Source organism: Endozoicomonas sp. SESOKO1, assembly GCF_024606265.1.
Lineage (GTDB): Bacteria > Pseudomonadota > Gammaproteobacteria > Pseudomonadales > Endozoicomonadaceae > Endozoicomonas.
On the sequence record NZ_JAHHPP010000411.1, the window covers coordinates 1 to 3,348 of the forward strand.

Below are 3,348 nucleotides of genomic sequence, written 5' to 3' on the forward strand. Positions count from 1 at the left end.
TTGGGAAAGTTGCAGGCGCAACCGCTGAACTCGACGATTCTGACGTTGTCTGCGTTGACGATGAAGCAGGAGAACTGGGCAGCTGAGAACTTGACAGTGATGACGATGGCGTTGCAGAGCTGGTCAACTCGGGGATTATCGGTGATGACGACGAAATAACTGCGTTTTCCACCTGTGAGCTTGATAATTTTGCCGCAGGCGTTGCAGAACTGGCTGATTGTGAAACTGTCAACGACGGTGAAAAAGCCATTGGGCTGGTCAGCTGAGAACTTGACGCCGATGACGATGGCATTGCAGAACTGGCTGATGGTGAAAATGTCGAAGACGGCGAGATTGGTGTACTTTTCAACTGTGAACTTGACGGACTCACCGGGAGCGATGTTTTTGCACTCGGTGTGAAGTTCGGGGAATCAGGGCTGCCTGTGGCAATCGGGGTTGCCGTGCTGTTGACCGGTGAAGATAAAGGTGAAGATAAAAATTCAGTTGTTGACTGATCGCTGTAAGCTGTGGTGGAAACATCAGAACTTTTAGTGGTTAGCAACGCTGTCGAAGTCAGTGACGAAGACTGTGCACTTGATGGCATGGATGATGGCGTCAGACCGGTCGATTCTGATATTGCCGAAGCCGACGATGAAGTGATGCTACTTCCCTGATGTGAGCTTGATAGCACTGACGTTAGCGTTGCAGAACTGGCCAATTCTGAAGTTGTGGGAGACAACGAAGTGGTGAGTGTCCTTTCCTGTGGTGAGCTTGATCTTGATAGCACTGGCGATGGCGTTGCAGAACTGGTCAATTCTGAAGTTGTCGGAGTCGGCGAAGAAGCCATTGGGCTGGTCAGCTGAGAACTTGACGGACTCACCGGGAACGATGTTTTTGCACTCGGTGGGAAGTTCGGGGAATCAGGGCTGCCTGTGGCAATTGGGGTTGCCGTGCTGTTGACCGGTGTAGCCAGAGGTGAAGATAAAAGTTCAGTTGTTGCCTGGCCGCTGTAAGCTGTGGTGGTAACATCAGTGGTTAGCATCGCTGTCGAAGCCGGTGATGAAGACAGTGCACTTGATGGCATGGATGATGGCGTCAGGCCGGTAGATTCTGACATTGCCGAAGCCGACGATGAAGTGCCGGCACTTTCCTGATGTGAGCTTGATAGCACTGGCGTTAGCGTTACCGAACTGGCCGGTTGTGCTATTGAGGAAGTCGCGGGCGAAACCGCTGAACTCGACAATTCTGAGGTGGTTAGCGTTGGCGATGAAGCCGGTGCACTGGCCGGCCGTGAGCTTGATAGTGTTGCTGTTTTCGTTGCAGTGCTGTTGACCAGTGTTTCCGGATGTGGATACAAAACGTCAGTTGTTGTTTGATTGCCACCAGCTGTGGTGGTGAGTCGAGTGGGGGGAACATCAATACTTTCCTGCGGATCCTGCAGGCAGTTTGCCTCGGCGCAACCGGAATTGTCCGGCAGGGTATTGAGTTTGGTGTTACAGGCATAGGTGCGAGTAGATGGAAGATCAGTGCTACCAGTGGCTATGCCTACGTGATCGCCCTTGATGGTACTGTTGCAGGCAGTGGTATCGCTGATGATTACAGAACCCTTTATAAGGCCAGCTCCCACTGCGGCATAACCTTTTGTTCCGTTGGCTGATATCTGACAACCGATAGCGGTTGTCTGGCTAATCTTATTGGATTTCGGGGAATTTGCAATATGGCCCGCAGCGATGGCTGCAGCATGTTCTCCATCGGCTATGGGGCTGGCTTCAATGATCATATTTCTGGCAGTGGTGTTATGGATCTCGCAACCAGATGAGACATGGGCAGTGGCAACACCTGCCTGACCTCTGGAGTACAATTGAGAATGTTCGGCCAGAGTATTTTTGATCGTGCTTAAATAACAATCTGCGGTTACGATGCCCGTATAGGCTCCATTAATTTTTAGAGAATCGATGCTTGGACGCCCTTTGGACCTGAGGTAGTTATTGGTAGCGGTGGTATCGCTAATACGGCACTTCAGCGCTTCGCCAACAACTATTGCAATAATTAGGCCATGTGCGTCATCCATGTGCGCAAGCAGGGTGTTATTGATGGCATGGGTACCCTCTATTGTTGCGCCTTGCGCAAACCCTGCGATACCACCTGCATGGATATTTGCCGTGTTGTCTGCCAGCTGGTTATTGGTGAGTCTTGAGTTTCTGACAGTAACTCCATTGAGTATTTGCCCAGCCATCAGGCCAGTGAACATCTCAGCATCAGTGCTATTGTGACCTGCTGTGATTCGGCAACCGTCAATCGAGTTGCTCTCCAGGGAGGCGGCTCCTCTGGCTTCTCCGTTTAATATTCCTACACGTGCGAAAAGACTTGCGTCTGCACTCATTGTCGAGTTCCTGACCTGGTTATCTTCCAGTTTTGCGTGGTCACTGATCTCCCCCGCCAGCATTCCCAGCTTCACACCCTCTCCGCCTCTTACCAACTTGACGTGAGAATCTTCCACGGTGTTATTTTTCAACAGCGAGTGACCGCTGCTTTTACAGGCAATAACCCCCTTACAACCGGTAAATTCCTGATCATTGATCTCTATACGGGCATTTTTAACCACCACGTCACGCACTATTCCCTTGTCTTGCACCTCCGAGAAGAGGCAGTCGTTCAAGTTGCCAATGCGCTTGCCGTTACCGCGGTACTGACCGGTGAAGTCCGAGATGGGCGAGTGGTCGCCAGCATCAAAATCAGCGGTCTGTGTGTAGTTACAATTGGGTAGATAGCCTTGCTCCTTCCCGATTCTGGCCAGGTCATCACTGCTCTGAACCGGAATCGGCTCACCCCTGCAGCCCGGCGGAGTGGTTACCGAACTGGCCGGTTGTGATATTGAGGAAGTCGCGAGCGAAACCGCTGAACCCGGCAATTCTGAGGTGGTTAGCGTTGGCGATGAAGCCGGTGCACGGACCAGCCGTGAGCTTGATAGCGTTGCTGTTGGCGTTGCAGAGCTGGTTAATTGTGAAATTGTCGAATCCGACGACGAAGTAGACGACGAAATAATTGTACTTTCCCGCTGTGAGCTTAATAGCACTGATGATGGCGTTGCAGAGCTGGTCAATTCTGAAATTGTCGGAGCCGACGAAGAAGCCATTGAGCTGGCCAGCTGAGAGCTTGATTGCGTTGGTGTTGGCGTTGGTGTTGGCGTTGGTGTTGGCGTTGCAGAACTGGTTGGTTGCGAGGTTGAGGCAGCAGTGCCGGGCGATTCTTTACTGGGTTCAGGATGGCGGTCTTGCGCTGTCTGGGCCCCACAACCCGGCAGGCTGGCCAATGCCAGACAGGCCATGGCCACCTGGTTAATGGTATTGAAATAGCTATCGGCAGGTA

The 3,348-nt window shown here is 52.0% G+C and carries 2 protein-coding genes; one reads left to right on the plus strand and one right to left on the minus strand.

What is annotated here, in order from left to right; all coding sequences use genetic code 11:
• A partial coding sequence (locus KDK13_RS18810) for a hypothetical protein (protein WP_257286545.1) occupies nucleotides 1-2,638 on the minus strand: 2,638 nt, incomplete at its 3' end.
• Between the two features lie 187 nt (nucleotides 2,639-2,825).
• On the opposite strand from KDK13_RS18810, the gene KDK13_RS18815 reads away from it, so the two are divergent.
• Nucleotides 2,826-3,131: a hypothetical protein gene (locus tag KDK13_RS18815; protein WP_257286546.1), complete on the plus strand. Its 306-nt coding sequence runs from the start codon at nucleotides 2,826-2,828 to the stop codon at nucleotides 3,129-3,131.
• Nucleotides 3,132-3,348 lie beyond the last annotated feature (217 nt).